Genomic DNA, 19,463 nt, shown 5'->3' on the forward strand with positions numbered 1-19,463 from the left:
CCGCCCGGAAAAGCGGCTGGCGGGGCGCATTGTCCCGCGGCGCCGCCCCGCCTACAGTCGGAGAATCGGGCGCCACGAGGCGGCATTCCGCTCCGGCGCGCCAGCTCAACAAACGACGGGGCGCAGCGTGAAAATTCTGTTGGCCAGCCAGGCGATCGCCGGACACTTCAACCCCATGACGGGCATCGGTGTCCGGCTGAAGGACGAGGGCCACGAGGTCGGCTGGTACACCGGCGGCACGCTTGCCGGCAGGCTGGACGAGCTGGGCATCCCGCACTACCCGTTCGAACGCGCTGTTGAGCACACGGGCGAGAACCTCAATGAGCTCTACCCGGAGCGCGCCCGGCTCAAGGGCCCGATGGCCATCCGCTTCGACGGCGAACGGATTTTCGCGAGCAACGTCACCAATTTCTTCGAGGACATCAGGGACGTCCACCAGCGCTTCCCCTTCGACGCCGTCGTTATGGACAACACCATGTTCATCCAGAGGCTCGTGGCGGTGGTGCTGGGCAAGCCGGTGGTCAGCTTCGTCCCCATCGGCAACATGGAAAGCGACCCGCTGGTGCCGCCGATGTTCTTCGGCTTCGCGCCCGCACGGACCCCGGCCGACAAGGTCCTCCATGCCGGCGCCCGCCTGGTCTCGGACCAGTTCGTCACCAAGCCGGCGCGAACCAGCTACGCGCGGCAACTGCAGGGCTACGGCCTCAACACCCGGCGGGGGACCCCCATCACCGACGAGACTTACCTGTGGTCCCATGCGATCATCCAGACGGGCACGGCGTCGCTGGATTTTCCGCGGCGGCGCGTCAACCCGAAGGTCCACTACGTCGGCGCGCTGCTGCCTCACCGGCCGGCCGCAGCCGACAGTCCGGTGTCCGCCGCGCCGGCGGCCGCAACGCACCGCCATACCGTGGTCGTCACCCAGGGAACTGTGGACAACAGGGACCCCGAAAAACTGATAATCCCCGCCATCGAGGCGCTGAAGGACACCGATTCCCTCATCATCGTGGCGACCGGCGGCGCGAACACTGATGAACTGCGACGGCGGTATCCGCAGCCCAACGTCGTGGTCGAGGACTATGTCGACTTCGCCCGGGTCTTTCCCGCCACGGACGTCTTCGTCACCAACGGAGGCTTCGGCGGGGTGCTGTTGAGCCTGTCCCACGGGGTCCCGCTCGTGGCGGCGGGCATCAACGAGGGCAAGAGCGACGTCAATGCGCGGGTGGAATACGCCGGAGTCGGCGTCAACCTCAAGACCGAGACACCCAGCACCGCGGCAATCCGCTCCGCCGTCGACACCGTGCTGGGAGATCCGGCCTGGCGCGCCCGGGCGCAGGCCATGCAGGGCCAGTTCGAGGCTGAAGACAGCCTCGGCGCCGCCGTCGACGTCATCATAGCGACCGCCGGCGGCGGGACACCCGGGTTAGGGATACGCGACGAAGGGACACCCGGCGTCGTCGGATGACGCCGCCAGCCGCCGGGCGCCTTGCATTCCTGCAGGCATAATGGAGCCCATGCGACGGACACTTCTGGGGATCCTGGCCGCCCTCACCCTGCTGGCCTCCTCGGGGTGCACCATCACCCAGAAGGACCCGGACTACGTTCCGCCCGCGCCGCTGCCTGCGCTGGAACAGCTAAGGCAAGCCCCCCTGGCGGACGCAACGAAGTTCGTGGCAGGCCAGGACATCATCAGTTTCGCCACCGCGGACCGGAACGTGGCCTGTTCTTTGACTTCGGCCAGGGGCGGGCACGTGAACCTGCCGTATGAACAGAACGGTTTCTCGGACTCCGCCAACAACAAGATGGCCACCGTCCCGGTGGCGCACTGCGAACTCGCGGCGTATCCCAGGCCGGAGGCCCAGGACATCGCTGACGATTGTGGCGGGACGGGCCTCGGCTACCTTGGCGGCGCGGTGCTGCTGACGCCGGAGAAAGCCGGGTACGGCGAATGCCGCTCGGGCGTCACACAGCAGGAAGCCGAATTCGGGCCCAAGGGAAGCCGCACCGGCCCGATCTCCCAACTGCCGGTCCTCGACGAGGGCCAGGGGCTTGAGCGCAACGGCCTGCGCTGCTCCGCCTACAACGGCGGTGTCGCCTGCGGAAACGTCTCCGCGGGCGTCGCTTTCTTCGTTACGCGGGACCGTTACGAACTGATTCCCAACACCGGGAAACAAACCTCGCAGAGCCCCTCAGGAGCCCCAAAAACCCCGTAATCTAGGGGTTTTTCTACGCTCAATAGAATAGTGTCCTTACTCACATAACGGGTACTCTGGAACGGGCTGCTCCCAAGGAAGGACTAGAGTTCCGAAAGGAGCATTGCGCCGTGTGGCTCGTTTCCAAGCTAGTCGCAGGGTGCGTTTATTCCGCAGCCCGGTAACCGCGATAACGTGGGGTCCGGCTGTACAGAAACTACTTCGACGTAGAAGGACACTAAACCGTGGACCTGTTTGAATACCAGGCGCGCGATATGTTCGAGGCGCACGGTGTACCCGTGCTTGCTGGCATCGTGGCGCACACCCCTGAAGAAGCAAAGGCAGCTGCCGAAAAAATCGGCGGCGTAACTGTCGTAAAGGCACAGGTCAAGGCCGGAGGCCGCGGCAAGGCCGGCGGCGTCAAGGTCGCCAAGACCGCTGACGAGGCGTTTGAACACTCCACCAACATCCTCGGCATGGACATCAAGGGCCACACCGTCCACCGCGTGATGATCGCCCAGGGTGCAGACATCGCCGAGGAATACTACTTCTCCGTCCTCCTGGACCGGGCCAACCGCAACTACCTGGCCATGTGCTCGGTTGAAGGCGGCATGGAAATCGAGCAGCTCGCCGTTGAGCGCCCCGAAGCCCTGGCCAAGATCGCGATCGACCCGGCCGTCGGCATCGACCAGGCCAAGGCCGACGAAATCGTCGCCGCTGCAGGCTTCGCCGAGGAACTGCGCGGCAAGGTCGCCGGCGTCATCCTGAAGCTCTGGGACGTCTTCAAGAAGGAAGACGCCACCCTCGTGGAGGTCAACCCGCTGGTCCTGACCGGCGCCGGTGACATCGTTGCCCTCGACGGCAAGGTCTCCCTCGACGAGAACGCAGACTTCCGCCACCCGAAGCACGCGCACCTTGAAGACAAGGACGCTGCTGACCCGCTCGAGGCCAAGGCCAAGGCGCAGGACCTCAACTACGTCAAGCTGGACGGCTCCGTGGGCATCATCGGTAACGGTGCCGGTCTGGTCATGTCCACCCTCGACGTCGTTGCCTACGCCGGCGAGAACCACGGCAACGTCAAGCCCGCCAACTTCCTGGACATCGGCGGTGGAGCTTCCGCCGAGGTCATGGCAGCAGGCCTCGACGTCATCCTGGGCGACCCGCAGGTCAAGTCCGTCTTCGTCAACGTCTTCGGCGGCATCACCGCCTGTGACGCCGTCGCCAAGGGCATCGTCGGTGCACTGGCCGAGCTGGGCCACTCCGCGAACAAGCCGCTGGTAGTCCGCCTCGACGGCAACAACGTTGAGGAAGGCCGCCGCATCCTGGCCGAGGCCAACCACCCGCTGGTTACCCTGGCCGCCACCATGGACGAGGGCGCCGACAAGGCTGCCGAGCTCGCCAACGCAGCGAAGTAGAGGGACTCGACTATGTCTATTTATCTGAACAAGGACTCCAAGGTCATCGTCCAGGGCATCACCGGCGGCGAAGGCACCAAGCACACCGCCCTGATGCTGAAGGCCGGCACCAACGTCGTCGGCGGCGTCAACGCCCGCAAGGCCGGCACCACGGTCCTGCACGGCGACACCGAGATCACCGTCTTCGGCACCGTCAAGGAAGCCATGGCCGAGACCGGCGCCGACGTCTCCATCGTCTTCGTTCCGCCGGCCTTCACCAAGGACGCCGTCGTTGAAGCCATCGAGGCCGGCATCGGCCTGGTCGTCGTCATCACCGAAGGCGTGCCGGTCCAGGACTCCGCCGAGTTCTGGGCACTGGCCCAGTCCAAGGTCGACGCCAACGGCAAGCAGGTCACCCGCATCATCGGACCGAACTGCCCCGGCATCATCACCCCGGGTGAGGCCCTCGTCGGCATCACCCCGGCCAACATCACGGGCAAGGGCCCCATCGGCCTCGTCTCCAAGTCGGGCACCCTGACCTACCAGATGATGTACGAACTGCGCGACCTCGGCTTCTCCACCGCCATCGGCATCGGCGGCGACCCGGTCATCGGCACCACCCACATCGATGCGCTCGAAGCCTTCGAAGCTGACCCGGAGACCAAGGCGATCGTGATGATCGGCGAAATCGGCGGCGACGCCGAAGAGCGTGCCGCCGACTACATCAAGGCACACGTCACAAAGCCGGTTGTCGGCTACGTGGCCGGCTTCACCGCTCCGGAAGGCAAGACCATGGGCCACGCAGGCGCCATCGTCTCGGGTTCCGCGGGCACCGCCCAGGCCAAGAAGGAAGCCCTCGAGGCTGCCGGCGTCAAGGTCGGCAAGACGCCGTCCGAGACCGCCAAGCTCCTGCGCGAGGTCTTCGCAGCCCTCTAGGCCCGAAGCACCACCAGGCACCAAAGCAACGCGGGGTCACTTCCGGCCCATTCCACCTCGTGGGATGGGCGCGGAGTGACCCCGCGTTGGTTGTTTAAGTACGACGGCGCTCCTAGACTTTCGCGCCGGCCAGGAGCTCGTCGAGCCGCTCGTAGCCTTCGGACAGTCCGCCTTCCATGCCGGACTGCGCCATGCCGTCGCGCGCCTCCATGCTGGGATAGACCCCGTGGGCCCTCAGCAGGGTGCGGCCGCCGCCAAGATCCTCGAAGGTCAGGAACTCGATGCTGACCACATCCGCGTAGCCGTCGAACTCGAAGGTCTGGATGGCGAAGTCGTTTTCCCGGACCGTGTGGAAGACGCCGTTGAAGCCGTACGAGTCGCCGTCCGGTCCCGTGTGGGTGTACCGGTAGCTGCCGCCGGTGCGGAAATCGTAATGGTCGATGTCCATCTTCAGCCGCCGCGGGCCGAGCCACTGGGCGACCAGGGCAGGCTCCTTGTGGGCCCGGAAGACGTCGGCAACGGGATAATCGAACTCCCGCTCGCAATCGATGAAGGGCAGTCCCTCCGGGACACTGAGTTTCAGGGCGTTGGTCATGATGATGAATCCTTTGCCTGTGTGCCGCGTGCCGCGGCATTGGATTGGAGCACGGCGTCAAGGCTGCGGAACTGCTCCTCGCGGACCAGCCGGTACTGGCCGATCCATGCGGTGAGCGCCTCCAGCCGCGCGGGGTTCAGGTGGACGGGCCGGCGCTGGGCGTCGCGCGTGCGCGTGACCAGCTGTGCCTGCTCGAGGACCTGGATGTGTTTCGAGACCGCCTGCTTGGTGATCGCGAAAGGTTCCGCCAGTTCATTCACGGTGGCCGGACCCCGGCTGAGCCGGGAGATGATGCGGCGGCGGACGGGGTCGGCGAGTGCCAGGAACGCCGAGTCGAGCATTCCGTCGTCGCGTTCGTCCATTGGGAGCGCCACCTCCTGCCGCCTGTAATCAACTCAAAGGTTTATCAACCTTCTGGTTGTTTAAGGATAAGACGGGTGCCGCGGCAACGCAAGGGGTGTATCGCTCCGTCGGCGGGAATGGGCACTGCGCCACGGTGAACTCTCGGCAAACGTCCGGCCAATGGGGCAGGAAATCCGCCGTTTGGCCGATCCGGCGTGGAGATACTGGAAGGCATGACTACCTTTACTCGTCGTCAAGTACTGCGTTCCGCAGGGGTCGCCGCCGTGGCCGGAGCCATGGCCGCCAGCACTCCCGCGGGCGCATTTTCAGCCTCCCAAACCGGCCTCTTTGGCCACGGGATCGCCTCAGGAGATCCCATGCCGGGGAGCGTGCTGCTGTGGACCCGCGTCACGCCCACCCCGGAATCACTACCCGGCAGCGGTGCCGGCCCGGACGTTTCCGTGAGCTGGGAAGTGTCGGCCGATGCAGCCTTCACAAAAGTGGTGGCCCGCGGTACCGCCTCCACCGGCCCGGCCCGCGACCACACCGTCAAGGTCGTTGCAGACCGGCTGCTGCCCGCCACGAGCTACTGGTACCGGTTCGCTCTTGGGGAGGAGATCTCTCCTGCAGGCCGCACGCGGACCGCTCCGGCCGCGGGGGCGGCGGTGGACCGTCTGAAGTTCGGTGTGGTGTCCTGCGCCAACTGGCAGGCGGGCTACTTCTCCTCCTACCGCCACCTGGCCGCGCGGGGCGATCTCGACGCCGTCCTGCACCTTGGTGACTACCTCTACGAATACGCGCCGGGGGACTACCAGGCCCGGGACGTCGTCGTCCGCCCGCACGACCCGGCCTTCGAGATGACCCGGCTGGAGCACTACCGGCGCCGCCACGCCCAGTACAAGACCGACCCCGACCTCCAGGCCCTGCATGCCGCGGCCCCGTTCATCGTGACCTGGGACGACCACGAATCGGCCAACGACGCCTGGAAGGGCGGAGCCGAAAACCACACCCCCGGAGTCGAAGGCGCCTGGAGTGAGCGCTTCGCCGCCGCGCACCAGGCCTACGCGGAGTGGATGCCGGTGCGCTACGAGCCCGGCGGCCAGCTCTACCGCCGGCTGGACTTCGGCTCGCTGGCCAGCCTGTCCATGCTGGATCTGCGCACCTACCGCGACCAGCAGGCCGCCAACGGTGCCGATCCCGCGATCAGCAGTCCCGCCCGCACAATCACGGGCGCCGCCCAGATGGACTGGCTGCTGGGCAACCTCAAGTCCACGGGCCCGCAGTGGAAGCTCGTGGGGAACCCTGTCATGATCGCGCCGGTCCGGGTTCCCTCGACGCTGAGCAGCGCAGAGTTGGCCGGAGTGCAGAAGCTGATGGGCGGGACCAGCATCAGCGGGGTGCCCTACAACGTGGACCAGTGGGACGGCTACGAGGCGGACCGCAACCGCGTGGTCCGCCACCTGCGGGACAACGCCGTGAAGGACACAGTGTTCCTCACCGGCGACATCCACTCCGGCTGGGCCTGCGACATCCCCGCGGATCCGGCCAGCTACCCGGCCACCGGCGATTCCGTGGCCGCGGAACTGGTCTGCACCTCCGTCACGAGCGACAACCTCGACGACATCCTGAATGTTCCGCCCCGGACCGGATCCGTCGGCGTCGAGAACGCCATCAAGGCGGCCAACCCGCACGTGAAGTACCTGGACTTCGACTCGCACGGCTACTCCGTCCTGGACGTGACAGCCGCCGGAGTCAGGATGGACTGGTACGTCCTTGCCGAGCGCACGTCCGCCGGGTCCGGATCCACCCTGTCCACTTCCTTCAATGTTCAAACCACGACGGGCAAGGTCACGCCCGCCCAGGGAGGTCTCGCATGAGCCGTTCATCAACCAACCGTCCGACGCCGGGCCGCCGGCAGTTCCTGCAACTCGCCGCTGCGGGAGGCGCCGCCGTCGTGCTTTCCGCCGCGCCGGGCACCGCCTGGGCCGCGCCGGCCGCCGGACGGACCCGAAGTTACGTGCTGGTGGTGGACGGCTGCCGGCCCGACGAGATCACACCCGCCCTGACGCCGAGGCTGGCGGCACTGCGCGATGCGGGCACCAATTTCCCGGCTGCACGTTCCCTGCCGGTGATGGAGACCATTCCCAACCACGTCATGATGATGACGGGGGTGCGCCCGGACCGTTCGGGTGTGCCTGCCAACTCCGTCTTCGACCGGGCTGAAGGTGTGGTCCGCGACCTCGACCGGTCCACCGATCTGCGCTTCCCGACCCTCCTGGAACGCTTGCAGGAGCGTGGCCTCACCACCGGATCGGTGCTCAGCAAGAAATACCTTTACGGCATCTTCGGTGCACGAGCCAGCTACCGCTGGGAGCCCCAGCCGCTGCTTCCCGTCACCGGGCACGCTCCCGACGCCGCCACCATGGACGCCCTGCTGGCGATGGTGAGCGGCCCGGACCCGGATTTTGTCTTCACCAGCCTGGGCGACATCGACCGCGTGGGCCACTCAGACCTCTCCGGGACCACGCTGCGGGCGGCGCGCGAGGCTGCTCTGGCGGACACCGACGTGCAGGTGGGCCGGTTCGTCGACCATCTCAAGAGCGCCGGCAAATGGGATTCCAGTGTGCTGATGGTCCTCGCTGACCATTCCATGGACTGGTCCATTCCCAGCAACGTCATCTCGATCAACCTCATCCTGCAGTCCAGGCCGGAGCTGCAGGCGAACGTCGCGGTTGCCCAGAACGGGGGCGCGGACCTGCTCTACTGGACCGGCCCCGAAGAGGACCGCGCGGCCGGGCTGGCCGCCGTCGAACAGCTGGTCGCGGCCCATGAGGGCGTGCTGTCGGTCAACAGGCCGGAAGACCTCCGGCTGGGCGGCGAGGCCGGAGACCTGGTGGCCTACTGCCGCGCGGGGTGGCGTTTCTCCGACCCGTACGTGGCGTCCAACCCCATCCCGGGCAACCACGGGCACCCCGCCACGGAGCCAATTCCCTTCTTCGTCTCCGGCGGTAACCCGAGGGTAGTGAAAGGGTCGGTGTCCTCCGAAGCTGCCCGGACCGCCGACGTCGCGCCGACGATCGGCGGTATCTACGGGCTGACGCCCCCTGCCGGCGGCTATGACGGGACAGCCCGGAGCTCCGCCGTCACAGGGTAGCCCCGCCACACCCACCGTCGCACGATCAGACAACGCGGGGTCACTTCGCGTCCATCCCCTACCCGGGAAAGGCGCGAAGGGACCCCGCGTTTTTTGTCGCAGACCAGTATTGTACCCACGATCCTAACTTTGTTAGTATGTCAGGACAAACTAATGAAGGAGCAGCGAGTGCCTCTCGTGCGAATAGACGTCAACCAGGGCCGCAGCCCCGAACAGCTCCGCGCGATCAGCCAGAGCATCCACGACGCCATCCTTGCCGAATATGGCATTCCGGAGCGGGACTACTTCCATGTGCTGACCGAGCATCCCGCGGGGCAGATCGTCGCCCAGGACGCCGGGCTCGGCTTCGAGCGGACGCCGGATCTCGTGATGATCCAGATCTTTACCCAGGCCGGGCGCGGGCAGGAGGCAAAGCAGTCGCTGTTTGCTGCCATCGCGGAAATGCTGGCCGCCGTTGGAGTCGCCGGCGAGGACGTGTTCATCGGCTACGTCGAGAACGCGGCGGGGGACTGGTCGTTCGGATTTGGCCGGGCACAGTACGTCACCGGCGAGCTGGGCGTGCCGGGCGCGAAGCCTCGCACGTAGCCTGCGGGGGCGCGCAGGGGTCGCCAAAATGGCGGTCCGCCGCGGGCATATGCCCCGGTCGTGTCATGTTGTAAATATGTCAGTACAAACCTTTGACAGCACATGGATTCTAAGGCAAAGTAGTGGATGTGGCCCGGTTCACGCCGGCTTCCTAAGCACCGAAGCTCAGGCTGCGCAAAGGTCCCGAGTTTCCACCAGAAAGGTCCGCGATCACCGTGACCCACGAACTTCTTACGATCGGGCGCATCAGCGTTGATATCTACCCGAATGACATCGGGGTGGATCTGGAGGACGTCACGTCCTTCGGAAAGTACCTTGGCGGTTCGCCCTCCAACGTGGCAGTCGCCGCCGCCCGCCACGGCCGCCGCGCCGCCGTGATCACCCGCACCGGCGACGACGCCTTTGGCAAATACCTGCACCGCGAGCTGCACAAGTTCAACGTGGACGATTCCTTCGTCACGGCAGTCAAAGAGTGGCCCACGGCGGTCACGTTCTGCGCAATCAAGCCCCCGGAGGACTTCCCGCTCTACTTCTACGGGCGGGTCCCCACGGCGCCGGACCTGCAGATCAAGGCCGAGGAGCTGGACCTCTCCGCCATCCGGGACGCCGGCATCTTCTGGTCCACGGTCACCGGACTGTGCCAGGAGCCCAGCCGGACCGCCCACATCAAGGCGCATGAGGCCAGGCCCCGCACCGGGCTGAAGCCCGGCCAGTTCACCATCCTGGACCTCGACTACCGGCCGATGTTCTGGGCCTCGGAATCCGACGCCCGGGAGCAGGTCGCCAGGATCCTCCCGCACGTGACCGTGGCCATCGGCAACGACAAGGAATGCGCCGTCGCCGTCGGCGAAGGCACCCCGGACGAACAGGCCGACCGCCTGCTCGCGGCCGGCGTCGAGATCGCCGTCGTGAAGCTCGGACCGGAAGGCGTGATGGCCAAGACCCGGACCGAGCGCGTCGTCTCCGCCCCGGTGCCGGTGGAAACCGTCAACGGCCTCGGCGCCGGCGACTCCTTCGGCGGGGCCTTTTGCCACGGACTGCTGTCCGGCTGGCCGCTGGCGCAGGTGCTCGACTTCGCCAATGCCGCCGGCGCCCTGGTCGCCTCCCGCCTGTCCTGCGCCGATGCGATGCCGACGCCGGAGGAAGTCGCCGGCCTTCTCGCCGAACGCGGCCGCCTTGTGCCGGGAACCTACGCCACCGAAGGAGCAACCCTGTGAGTGTCAACCCCGCCGCCGCCACCCTCACGGTGGACGACAATCCGCGCCGTTACGAGCACCTGAGCGTCATCCGCCTCGAGGATCCGGCTGCGATCGCCCGGGCCGCGCAGACCCGCCGCCGCCATCCCGGCGTCAAGGCGGGCAAACAGAACTTCATCGTCGCCGCCGACCACCCGGCCCGCGGCGCCCTCGCGGTCGGCAGCGACCCCGTGGCCATGGCCGACCGCCGCCAGCTGCTGGACCGGCTCCAGATCGCCCTGGCCAATCCGGACGTGGACGGTGTCCTGGCCTCCCCGGACATCATGGACGACCTGCTCCTGCTGGGCGCGCTCGAGGGCAAGCTGCTCTTCGGTTCGATGAACCGCGGCGGCCTCTCCGGCCTGGTGAATGAGTTCGACGACCGCTTCACCGGCCACACCGCCGCCGCCCTCGAAGCCCTCGGCGCGGACGGCGGCAAGATGCTCACGCGCATCTGCCTCGGCGATCCGGACACCGTGGCCACGCTCGAGGCAACAGCCCAGGCCATCGACTCCCTCGCCGAGCGCAAACTCATCGCGATGGTGGAGCCGTTCCTTTCCATCCGCGAAAACGGAAAGGTCCGCAACGACCTTTCCACCAACGCCGTCATCAAGTCTGTCGCCATCGCCGAAGGCCTCGGCTCCACCAGCGCCTACACGTGGATGAAACTGCCCGTGGTGGCCGAGATGGAACGCGTCATGGCGGCCACCACCATGCCCACCGTGCTCCTCGGCGGCGACCCGGACAGCAGCCAGGACGAGGTCTTCGCCAGCTGGCAGGACGCCCTCGCCCTGCCGGGCGTGCAGGGCCTCACGGTTGGCCGGACCCTGCTCTACCCGGCGGACGGGGACGTCGCGGGGGCCGTGGCCACTGCCGCCTCGCTCCTGCACCACACCGAATCAGGCCGCACCGCATCCACCCGCACCGCATCCACCCGCACCGCAGAAGTATCGGAGTAACTTTCCATGGGAACCAGAACTGCCTCAGGAACACGCAGCATGACGGTGGCACAGGCCGTCGTCGAATACCTGTCCAAGCAGTACACCGTGGACACGGTCGGCGGCCAGGATTTCCGGGAACGCCTGATTCCGGGCATGTTCGGCATCTTTGGCCACGGCAACGTCGCCGGCGTCGGGCAGGCCCTCAAGCAGTACCAGCAGCTCGATCCGGCGATCATGCCGTACTACCAGGGCCGCAATGAACAGGCCCAGTCCCACCAGGCCGTCGGCTACGCCCGGCACACCCGGCGCCGCCAGACCTTCGCGATCAGCACCTCGATCGGACCGGGTTCCTCGAACCTGCTCACCGGCGCAGCGCTGGCCACCACCAACCGGCTGCCCGTCCTGCTGCTGCCCAGTGACACCTTCGCCACCCGTGCGGCGGACCCCGTGCTGCAGCAACTCGAGCAGCCCTATGCCTACGACATCACCGTCAACGACGCCTTCCGGCCGCTGTCGAAGTTCTTCGACCGGGTGACCCGGCCCGAGCAGCTGTTCTCCGCCTTCCACCACGGCCTGCGCGTCCTAACCGACCCGGCCGAGACCGGCGCCGTCACCATCTCGCTGCCCCAGGACGTCCAGGCCGAGGCCTTCGACGTGCCCGGGGAATTCCTCGCCGAACGCGAATGGCGGATCCGCCGCCCCGACGCCGACGATGAGGACATCCGCCGCGCCGCAGACGCGATCCGCGCCGCGAAGCGCCCGCTGATCATCGCCGGCGGCGGTGTGCTCTACTCCTACGCCCACGAGGAACTCGCGAAGCTCGCCGAGATGACCGGCATCCCGGTGGGCAACACCCAGGCCGGCGTCGGCGTCCTGCCCTGGGACCACAGGTTCTCCCTCGGCGCCATCGGCTCCACCGGCACGACGGCGGCCAACGCCATCGCCGCCGAGGCGGACCTCATCATCGGCATCGGCACCCGCTACGAGGACTTCACCACTGCGTCCCGGACCGCCTTCCAGAACCCGGACGTGAAATTCATCAACATCAACGTCGCCCCGATCGACGCCTACAAGCACGGCACGTCCCTGCCGATCGTCGCGGATGCCCGCAAGGCGCTCGTCAAGCTGAACCAGGCCCTCGGCGGCTACCGGATCGGCGCCGACCTGGAACGGCAGATCGCGGCCGAGAAGACCCGCTGGGACGCCACGGTGGACGAGGCCTTCGACACCCGCTTCACCCCGCTGCCTGCGCAGAACGAGATCATCGGCGCCACAAGCCGCGCCATGGACGCCCAGGATGTTGTCATCTGCGCCGCCGGGTCCCTGCCCGGTGACCTGCACAAGATGTGGCGCGTCCGGGACCCGTTCGGCTACCACGTCGAATACGCCTACTCCTGCATGGGCTACGAGATCCCCGGCGGCCTCGGCGTCAAGCGCGCCGCCTTGGCCGAAGCCGCGCGCGGCGGGACCCAGCGCGACGTCGTCGTGATGGTGGGGGACGGCTCCTACCTCATGATGCACACCGAACTCGTCACCGCCGTCGCCGAGCGGATCAAGCTGATCGTGATCCTGATCCAGAACCACGGCTACGCCTCCATCGGCTCGCTCTCCGAATCCCTCGGCTCGCAGCGCTTCGGCACCCAGTACCGCGCCCTGGACGAGGAGCACCACAGCTTCGACGACGGCGACCGGCTCCCTGTGGACCTGGCCCTGAACGCGGAAAGCCTCGGCGTGAAGGTGATCCGGATCGAACCGGGGGAGAAGGCCATCGCCGAACTCGAACAGGCGGTCCGGGATGCCAAGGCCGCCCCGGAACGCGGCGGCCCGATCGTCATCCATGTGGAATCGGATCCGCTGCTGGATGCCCCCAGCTCCGAGTCCTGGTGGGACGTGCCCGTCTCCCAGGTCTCCGAGCTCGACTCCACGAAACAGGCCTTCCAAACCTACGCCGACCACAAGAACCGCCAGCGCAAGCTGCTCGGCTGAACTGGCCGCTGAACACCGGCCCTCAGCCACCACTGACTCCAACTCCAAGGACGTTCTGATGACCACCCTCACCACCACCAAAACCATCCACCACTTCATCAACGGCGCCGAAACCGCGGGCACCGGCACCCGCACCCAGCCCGTCTACAACCCCGCCACCGGCGCCGTCACCGCAGAGCTGCGGCTGGCCAACCGGGCGGACCTGGACGCCACGGTCGCCGCCGCCCGCGCCGCCGCCGATTCCTGGGGCGACTTCTCCCTGGCCAAGCGCACCGCCGTGCTGTTCAAGTTTCGCGAACTCGTCGCGGCCCACGTTGACCAGCTCGCCGAGCTGATCACCGCCGAGCACGGCAAGGTCCTCTCCGACGCCAAGGGTGAAATCGGCCGCGGCCTGGAGGTCATCGAGTACGCCTGCGGCATCCCGACCCTGCTCAAGGGCGACTACTCGGACCAGGTCTCCACCGGCATCGACGTGTTCTCCTTCCGCGAGCCGCTCGGCGTCGTCGCCGGCATCACCCCGTTCAACTTCCCCGTGATGGTGCCGTTGTGGATGGCGCCGATGGCCATCGCCACAGGCAACGCCTTCATCCTCAAGCCCTCCGAACGGGACCCCTCCGCGTCGATGCTGCTGGCCAAGCTGTGGAAGGACGCGGGCCTGCCCGACGGTGTCTTCCAGGTCCTGCACGGCGACAAGGAGACCGTCGACGGCCTCCTGACGCACCCGGACGTGGACGGCATCTCCTTCGTCGGCTCCACCCCGATCGCCAAGTACGTCCACGAGACCGCCACCGCCCACGGCAAGCGCGTCCAGGCCCTCGGCGGCGCCAAGAACCACGCCATCGTCATGCCCGACGCCGACCTCGACAACGCGGCTGACCACCTCGCTGCCGCCGCCTTCGGCTCCGCCGGCGAGCGCTGCATGGCCATCTCGGTCGCCGTCGCCGTCGGTGACGCGGCCGACCTGCTGGTCAAGAAGGTCGAGGAACGCGCCCTCGCCGTCAAGGTCAACAACGGCACCGCGCCGGGCGCCGAGATGGGACCCGTCATCACCCCGGCCTCGAAGGAGCGCATCGTCCGGATCGTCACCGAAGCCGAAACCGCGGGAGCGGCGATGGTGGTGGACGGCCGCGACCTCGTCGTCCCCGGCCACGAGGACGGCTTCTGGGTCGGCCCCACCGTCATCGACCACGTCAAGACCGAAATGACTGCCTACAGCGAGGAAATCTTCGGGCCGGTCCTCGTCGTGGTCCGGGTGGAGGACCTCGACGCCGGCATCGCCCTGATCAACTCCAACCCCTACGGCAACGGCACCGCCATCTTCACCTCCTCCGGCGCCAACGCCCGGAAGTTCCAGCGCTCCGTCACCGTGGGCATGATCGGCATCAACGTGCCGCTGCCCGTCCCGGTGGCGCACCACTCCTTCGGCGGCTGGAAGGCCTCGCTCTTCGGCGACAAGCACATCTACGGCCCGGAAGGCGTCTCCTTCTACACCCGCGGCAAGGTGGTCACGTCCCGCTGGCCGGAACCCACCCACGCCTCGGGCGCCTCCTACAACTTCCCGTCCAACTAGGCGACCCGACCAATCCCCGACAACCCCCATCGGCTGCTCCACAACCGCCGTTTTGAGCGTCCAGAACGGCACCTGTGGAGCAACCGATGAGAAGGAATGGAAATGACTGAGAACAAGCTGATCATCGGCACCGCGCCGGACTCGTGGGGCGTCTGGTTCCCGGATGACCCGCAGCAGACCCCGTGGGAACGTTTCCTGGACGAGGTAGCCGAGTCCGGCTACAAGTGGATCGAACTGGGCCCTTACGGCTACCTCCCGACCGACCCTGCCCGGCTGGCGGAGGAGCTCAAAGCCCGCGATCTGAAGATCTCGGCCGGCACCGTGTTCACCGCGTTCCACCGCGGCCTGGACCAGTGGGAAACCGCCTGGGAGCCGGCCCGCAAGGTCGCCGAACTCACTGCCGCGATGGGCGGGGAGCACATGGTGGTCATCCCGGCCATGTGGCGCGACGACGTGACCGGCGAGGCCCTGGAAAGCGGCGAGCTCACCGAAAAGGCGTGGAGCGACTTGTTCGCCGGCCACAACCGGCTGGGCAAGACCCTGCTGGAGGACTTCGGCCTGCAGCAGCAGTTCCACTCGCACGCGGACTCCCACGTCGGCGCGCAGGAGGACATCGAGACCCTCCTCGCCGCCACCGACGCGAAGTACCTCAACCTCTGTCTGGACACCGGCCACGCCGAATATTGCGGGGCCTCCAGCCTGGATTTGATCAAGAACTACCCGGACCGGATCGGCTACCTGCACCTCAAGCAGATCAACCCCGACATCCTGAAAAAGGTCAACGACGAAAACATGACCTGGGCCGCCGCCAACCTGGCCGGCGTGATGACCGAACCGCCGAACGGCCTGCCGGACCTGCGCGCCGTCATCGAAGCCGTGGAGGCGCTGAACCGGCCGATCTTTGGCATTGTGGAACAGGACATGTACCCCGTCGCCTTCGACGTCCCGATGCCTATCGCCAAGCGCACACGGAACTATCTGCTCTCCTGCGGCTCCCGCACCGTCGTCAACTAGACGCCAACCAGAACCTAAGGACAAGACCATGACCAAGACCCTCCGCGTAGCTGTCATTGGCGCCGGCCGTATGGGCGCAGACCACATCCAGCGCCTCAACACCCGCATCCACGGCGCCGAAGTTGCCGCCGTCGTCGACGTCGACCTCGCCCGCGCGCAGGCGGCCATCGAAGGCATCCCGGGCGCCGTCGCCCTTGCCGACGCCGACAAGGCGCTCAACAACGGCGACGTCAACGCCGTCCTGATCGCCACCCCCGGCTTCCTGCACGAAGACATCCTGCTCAAGGCGATCGCCAAGGACATCCCGATCCTCTGCGAGAAGCCGCTCACGCCGGACGCCGCTTCCGCCTGGAAGATCGTCCAGGCCGAGGAAAAGCTCGGCCACCAGCGCATCCAGGTCGGCTTTATGCGCCGCTTCGACGCCGAATACGCCGCCCTGGGCGGCATCATCCGGAACTCCGAACTCGGCGAACTGCTGATGCTGCACCACCAGCACCGCAACCCGACCACTCCGGCCGGCTTCACCAACGAGATGCTGATCAACGACTCCGTGGTGCACGAGTTCGACGCCATCCGCTACTTCACCGGCGAGGAGATCACCTCCGTCCAGGTCCGCCTGGGCAAGGCCACGAAGAACGCCCCGGCCGGCCAGCACGACCCTCAGCACGTGCTGATCGAAACCGAGTCCGGTGTCCTGGCCGACGTCGAGATCTTCGTCAACGCCAAGTTCGGCTACGAAGTGGCCACCCAGGCCTCCTTCGAAGACGGCATCGTCAGCATCGGCGGCGACAAGGGCCCGTACACGCGCAGTGCCGGCCGCTGGGGCGGAAACATCACCCCCGGCTTCGAGGAGCGCTTCGGCGCAGCCTACGACGTCGAAATCCAGTCCTGGGTGGACGCCGCCCTCCGCGGAGAAATCGGCGGCCCGACAGCGTGGGACGGGTACGCCACCGCGGCCTGTTGCGAGGCCGGCGTGGAAGCGCAGAAGGAAGCGCAGAAGAACGGCGAAAAGGTCGCCGTGAAGCTGAACCCCAAGCCCGCCCTGTACCGCTAGGACGGACGGGAAGGGGGCAGGGCCCCCTTCCCGTCCGTTCCACGCACAGCCCGACTGATCCACAATGGAGTGTTCCACGTGAAAATCGCACTTGATCCAACGCCGTTCCACCACTCGCACAGCCTGCTCGAATTTCCCCGGGTGGTGGCGGACCTCGGCTACAAGTACATGCAGATGACCCCGCACGCCGACTTCATCCCGTTCTACAACCACCCCAAGGCCGACGACGAACTGGTGGGCCAGCTCAAGGCCGCCTGCAAGGACGCCGGAATCGAAATCGCCTCCGTGCTGCCGGTGCTCCGCTGGTCCGGGCCGGACGAGGACGCCCGCGAAGCCGCCGTCCGCTACTGGAAGCGGGCCATCCAGATCGCCGTGGACCTGGGCGTCAGCACGATGAACACCGAATTCAGCGGCCGGCCGGAGAAAGCCGAGGAATCCGAACGCGCCTTCTACCGCTCCATGGAAGAACTGCTGCCCATCATCGAGCGCGAAGGCATCGACCTCCTGATCGACCCGCACCCCGACGACTTCGTCGAGGAAGGCCTGGCCGCGATCCGGGTGATCCGCGGGCTCAACTCCAAGAACGTCGGACTGGTCTACGTGGCCTCGCACAGCTTCCACATGAAGAACGCACCGCTGGAGATCATGCGCGCGGCGGGGGACAAGCTCCGCCTGGTCCACGTCGCCGACACCATGGACCACCACGCCTCACACGGGCTGCGCTACATCACCAACCCGCCCGGCAACCCGGTCCGGGTGCACCAGCACCTGAAAATCGGCGACGGCGACGTCAACTGGGACGAGTTCTTCGGCGGCCTGCAGGAAATCGGGTTCCTCGACCGCGAGGACACCGTGATGGTCTCCAGCGTCTTCGCCGAGGATGACGACGCCGCCGAGGTCTCCCGCTACCAGCTGGACACGATGAACAACTACATCGCCAAAGCACGGTAGCGGCCGCCCTATGAAGCAAACGGAAAATACGCTCACTATTTCCTCGGCCCACGCTGCGGCCGCCGGCACCGCCGGCACCGCCGGCACCGGCGGCACCGGCGGCACGGCCGGAACGCCCGCGAACCCCAAGAAGTTCATGCGGCGGGTTGCGCTGTTCTCGACCTTCGGCGGCCTGCTGTTCGGCTACGACACCGGCGTCATCAACGGCGCGCTGCCGTTTATGCAACGCGACCTCGGGCTGACGCCGCTGACTGAAGGCCTGGTCACCTCGACTCTGCTGTTCGGCGCCGCTTTCGGGGCGATCACGGCCGGCCGGCTGTCCGACCGCTTCGGCCGCCGCAAGACCATCATGGCGCTGGCCCTCGTCTTCGCGTTCTCCACAGTCGCCTGTTCCCTCGCCCCCACGACGGAGCTGCTGGTGCTGGCACGGACAGTCCTGGGCCTCGCCGTCGGCGGTGCCTCGGTGATCGTTCCCGTCTACCTCGCGGAAATGTCACCGGCCGCCCAACGCGGCCGGATCGTCACGCAGAACGAGCTCATGATCGTCACGGGCCAATTCCTGGCCTTCACCTTCAACGCAGTCCTGGGCAACGCCTTCCCCGAGGCCTCCCATGTGTGGCGTTGGATGCTGGTCATCGCGACACTGCCCGCCGTCGTGCTGTGGTTCGGAATGCTGGTCCTGCCCGAAAGCCCCCGCTGGCTGGCCTCTGCCGGACGCTTCGGCGAGGTCCTGGACGTCCTGCGCAAGTCCCGCGCGTCGGCCGATGTCTCGATGGAGTTCGATGACGTGCGGCAGGCTGCGAGGGAAGACTACCAATCCAGGCTCGGGACCTTCCGCGATCTCACCGTGCCGTGGATCCGCAGGATTTTCGTCGTGGGACTGGGCATGGCGGTCATTAACCAGGTCAGCGGCGTCAACGCCATCATGTACTACGGCACTTCGATCCTCTCCAGCTCCGGCTTCGGGGACCAGGGCGCCCTCATCGCCAACGTCGTCAACGGCGTCACCTCCGTGGTCGCCGTCATCGTTGGGATGTCCCTGATGGCCCGGGTCCGCAGGAAACCCATGCTGGTGGTCGGCCTGATTGGTACGTCATCCTCGCTGCTGGCCATTGGCCTGATCTCGATGCTGATCCCGGAAAGCCCCCTCCGCGGCTATCTGGTGCTCCTGTTCATGGTGACATTCCTGGCTTCCATGCAGTCCTGCATCGGCACGGTTACGTGGCTGACGATGTCCGAGATCTTCCCGATGCATGTCCGCGGGATCGGCATGGGCATCTGTGTGTTCGTCCTGTGGATGATCAACTTCCTGATCGGCTTTTTCTTCCCGCAGATGGTCGCCTGGATCGGCGTTTCAACGACGTTCTTCATCTTCGTGGCCATGCAACTGGTTGCGATCGTCTGGGTGAAACGCGTGGTCCCGGAAACCAAGGACAAGAGCCTTGAGGACGTGGAGCACTACTTCAAGAACGCAGCCGCCAAACAACCCGCCGCCGCGTAGCCCCGGCAGAACA

Annotated in this window: 17 protein-coding genes; 15 read left to right on the forward strand and 2 right to left on the reverse strand. The window is 66.8% G+C overall.

Annotation, left to right across the window (positions count from 1 at the left end; genetic code table 11):
• The first annotated feature begins 127 nt into the window (after positions 1-127).
• The 4 genes from LDO13_RS03445 to sucD all read left to right on the forward strand — a co-directional run bounded on the left by LDO13_RS03445 (position 128) and on the right by sucD (position 4,522).
• Complete coding sequence (locus LDO13_RS03445) at positions 128-1,465, forward strand: nucleotide disphospho-sugar-binding domain-containing protein (RefSeq protein ID WP_224048671.1); 1,338 nt, start codon at positions 128-130, stop codon at positions 1,463-1,465.
• Between the two features lie 40 nt (positions 1,466-1,505).
• A complete protein-coding gene (locus tag LDO13_RS03450) occupies positions 1,506-2,213 on the forward strand; it encodes a hypothetical protein (RefSeq protein WP_224048672.1) in 708 nt (235 codons plus the stop codon).
• 224 nt (positions 2,214-2,437) lie between these two features.
• Positions 2,438-3,607, forward strand: coding sequence for an ADP-forming succinate--CoA ligase subunit beta (gene sucC / locus LDO13_RS03455; protein ID WP_224048673.1), 1,170 nt, complete (start codon positions 2,438-2,440; stop codon positions 3,605-3,607).
• Between the two features lie 12 nt (positions 3,608-3,619).
• A complete protein-coding gene (gene sucD, locus LDO13_RS03460) occupies positions 3,620-4,522 on the forward strand; it encodes a succinate--CoA ligase subunit alpha (protein WP_224048674.1) in 903 nt (300 codons plus the stop codon).
• A 112-nt stretch (positions 4,523-4,634) separates the two neighbouring features.
• Here sucD and LDO13_RS03465 read toward each other — a convergent pair whose 3' ends face one another.
• Both LDO13_RS03465 and LDO13_RS03470 read right to left on the reverse strand, forming a co-directional pair.
• On the reverse strand, positions 4,635-5,117 hold the full coding sequence (locus LDO13_RS03465; protein ID WP_224048675.1) for an SRPBCC family protein: 483 nt from the start codon (positions 5,115-5,117) through the stop codon (positions 4,635-4,637).
• Entirely contained in the window at positions 5,114-5,479 is a 366-nt protein-coding gene (locus LDO13_RS03470; protein ID WP_224048676.1) for a metalloregulator ArsR/SmtB family transcription factor, read from the reverse strand. The genes LDO13_RS03465 and LDO13_RS03470 overlap by 4 nt, the downstream gene beginning before the upstream one ends.
• 213 nt (positions 5,480-5,692) lie before the next feature.
• On the opposite strand from LDO13_RS03470, the gene LDO13_RS03475 reads away from it, so the two are divergent.
• The 11 genes from LDO13_RS03475 (at position 5,693) to LDO13_RS03525 (ending at position 19,450) form a co-directional block, all read left to right on the forward strand.
• Positions 5,693-7,336 carry an alkaline phosphatase D family protein gene (locus tag LDO13_RS03475; protein ID WP_224048677.1) on the forward strand — a complete coding sequence of 548 codons (1,644 nt, stop codon included), beginning with the start codon at positions 5,693-5,695 and terminating at the stop codon, positions 7,334-7,336.
• A complete protein-coding gene (locus tag LDO13_RS03480; RefSeq protein ID WP_224048678.1) occupies positions 7,333-8,613 on the forward strand; it encodes an alkaline phosphatase family protein in 1,281 nt (426 codons plus the stop codon). The genes LDO13_RS03475 and LDO13_RS03480 overlap by 4 nt, the downstream gene beginning before the upstream one ends.
• 168 nt (positions 8,614-8,781) lie before the next feature.
• Positions 8,782-9,198 carry a tautomerase family protein gene (locus tag LDO13_RS03485; RefSeq protein WP_224048679.1) on the forward strand — a complete coding sequence of 139 codons (417 nt, stop codon included), beginning with the start codon at positions 8,782-8,784 and terminating at the stop codon, positions 9,196-9,198.
• 215 nt (positions 9,199-9,413) lie between these two features.
• The gene (gene iolC / locus LDO13_RS03490) at positions 9,414-10,415 is read left to right on the forward strand and encodes a 5-dehydro-2-deoxygluconokinase (protein ID WP_224048680.1); all 1,002 of its coding nucleotides are present in this window, start codon (positions 9,414-9,416) and stop codon (positions 10,413-10,415) included.
• A complete protein-coding gene (locus LDO13_RS03495) occupies positions 10,412-11,392 on the forward strand; it encodes a deoxyribose-phosphate aldolase (RefSeq protein WP_224048681.1) in 981 nt (326 codons plus the stop codon). Before iolC ends, LDO13_RS03495 begins: the two co-directional genes overlap by 4 nt.
• Before the next feature lie 39 nt (positions 11,393-11,431).
• Positions 11,432-13,360: a 3D-(3,5/4)-trihydroxycyclohexane-1,2-dione acylhydrolase (decyclizing) gene (gene iolD / locus LDO13_RS03500; RefSeq protein ID WP_224048682.1), complete on the forward strand. Its 1,929-nt coding sequence runs from the start codon at positions 11,432-11,434 to the stop codon at positions 13,358-13,360.
• 58 nt (positions 13,361-13,418) lie between these two features.
• Entirely contained in the window at positions 13,419-14,930 is a 1,512-nt protein-coding gene (locus tag LDO13_RS03505) for a CoA-acylating methylmalonate-semialdehyde dehydrogenase (RefSeq protein WP_224048683.1), read from the forward strand.
• 102 nt (positions 14,931-15,032) lie between these two features.
• Positions 15,033-15,944: a sugar phosphate isomerase/epimerase gene (locus LDO13_RS03510; RefSeq protein ID WP_224048684.1), complete on the forward strand. Its 912-nt coding sequence runs from the start codon at positions 15,033-15,035 to the stop codon at positions 15,942-15,944.
• 28 nt (positions 15,945-15,972) lie between these two features.
• On the forward strand, positions 15,973-16,998 hold the full coding sequence (locus tag LDO13_RS03515) for a Gfo/Idh/MocA family oxidoreductase (protein WP_224048685.1): 1,026 nt from the start codon (positions 15,973-15,975) through the stop codon (positions 16,996-16,998).
• 78 nt (positions 16,999-17,076) lie between these two features.
• Positions 17,077-17,949 carry a sugar phosphate isomerase/epimerase family protein gene (locus LDO13_RS03520; RefSeq protein ID WP_224048686.1) on the forward strand — a complete coding sequence of 291 codons (873 nt, stop codon included), beginning with the start codon at positions 17,077-17,079 and terminating at the stop codon, positions 17,947-17,949.
• A gap of 10 nt (positions 17,950-17,959) precedes the next feature.
• Positions 17,960-19,450: a sugar porter family MFS transporter gene (locus tag LDO13_RS03525; protein WP_275960338.1), complete on the forward strand. Its 1,491-nt coding sequence runs from the start codon at positions 17,960-17,962 to the stop codon at positions 19,448-19,450.
• Positions 19,451-19,463: the final 13 nt, after the last annotated feature.

The organism is Arthrobacter sp. NicSoilB4, from assembly GCF_019977335.1.
GTDB lineage: Bacteria > Actinomycetota > Actinomycetes > Actinomycetales > Micrococcaceae > Arthrobacter.